This is a genomic window from Thauera aromatica, from assembly GCF_023093595.1.
Lineage (GTDB): Bacteria > Pseudomonadota > Gammaproteobacteria > Burkholderiales > Rhodocyclaceae > Thauera > Thauera aromatica_A.
Genome location: NZ_JALLIK010000032.1, coordinates 1 through 1593 on the forward strand (window position 1 = coordinate 1; position 1593 = coordinate 1593).

Sequence of the window (1593 nt, forward strand, 5' to 3'; positions counted from 1 at the left end):
TTGTGCTGGGACTGGCATGCTCCGAGACATGAACGAGACCGAACGTCATAACGGATCGCCGGCCAGCCTGTTCGATGAGCTGCCGGCTGTCGAGGAACAACAGGTGATCGCGGCGAAGCAGGCGCGGGCGGCTTCACGCCGGCAAGGCCCGCCGCGGTTGCTGCAGCCCAACCGCGGGCAGATCGAACTGCGCGCCTCGGACCTGGAGTCGCTGCTGGGTGAGGATCACCGGGCTCGGCTGGTGTGGGGCTACGTCGAGCGGCAGGACCTGAGCCGGTTGATCGAATCGATCAAGGCCCGTGGCAGCAACGCCGGACGGTCGGCGATCGACCCGCGGATCCTGTTCGCGCTGTGGCTGTACGCCACGCTCGATGCGGTGGGCAGCGGCCGGGAGATTGCCCGTCTCACGCGCGAGAGCGACGCCTACCGCTGGATCTGCGGTGGCGTGTCGGTGAATTACCACGCGCTCAACGACTTTCGCTCAGGCAACGAGAGCTTGATGGACGAAGTGCTCACGGCCAATGTCGCTGCGCTGGCCTCGGCTGGGGCGATCAGCCTGGAGCGCGTGGCGCAGGACGGCATGCGCGTGCGTGCCGATGCGGGCGCAGCGTCGTTTCGGCGGCAGGCCAGCCTCGAGCAGCACTTGGCCGAGGCCGGCGAGTTGGTCGATGACATCAAGAAACGCGCCGCGGCCGATCCGGCAGCGGCCAGCCGCCGGGCGCAGGCTGCGCGCGAGCGTGCCGCGCAGCAGCGCGAGGAGTGCATCCGCGCCGCGCTGGAGCAACTGCCGCAGGTGCAGGCGGCCAAGCGGCGCAACGGTGAAAAGCCCGAGCAGGCACGAGCCAGCACCACGGATGCCGACGCGCGGGTGATGAAGATGGGCGACGGCGGCTACCGGCCAGCGTTCAACGTACAGCTGGCCACAACGTGCGAGGACCAGGTCATCGTCGGGGTGGAGGTGAGCAACACCGGCAGCGACATGGCGCAGATGGCGCCGATGCTCGAGCAGGTCATCGAGCGCACGGGCACAGTACCCGGGCAATGGCTGGTCGATGGGGGCTTTCCCGCGCACGAGCAGATTGAGGCGGTGCATGCGCACACGAAAGGCCAGACCGAGGTCATCGCCCCGGTGCCCGAGCCCAGGCGCAAGGCAGACAAGCGCGACGACGACGCCCGCCCGCCGCCGGACAAGTACCGGCGCAAGGAAGGGGACTCCGAGCCGGTGGCGCAGTGGCGTGCGCGCATGGCCGGCGACGAGATCAAGGATGTGTACAAGCAACGCGCGGCCACGGCCGAGTGCGTCAACGCACTGGCGCGCAACCGCGGACTGCAGCGCATGCCTGTGCGCGGGCTGCGCAAGGTTCGAGCGGTGGCTTACCTGTACGCGCTGGCGCACAACTTGATGCGCATGGCCAAGATCGCGCCGCAGATGCTCGGTCGAGGTAGCGGTGCGTCCAAAATCGCCGCAGCGCTGGCATAAGAGGTGCCTGAAATGAAAACCCGCCTCCTGAAAACCCCGGATCTGCCCTCGCAGTCGCTTGGCTGGGCCTCGAACACCCCACAGCACCTGCGCATCGCAGGCCACTGGGTCTC

At 68.2% G+C, this 1593-nt stretch carries 1 protein-coding gene; it reads left to right on the forward strand.

Annotated features, from left to right (window positions below; genetic code table 11):
- The first annotated feature begins 28 nt into the window (after positions 1-28).
- A complete protein-coding gene (locus MXC99_RS00400; protein ID WP_247723670.1) occupies positions 29-1480 on the forward strand; it encodes an IS1182-like element ISThph1 family transposase in 1452 nt (483 codons plus the stop codon).
- Positions 1481-1593 lie beyond the last annotated feature (113 nt).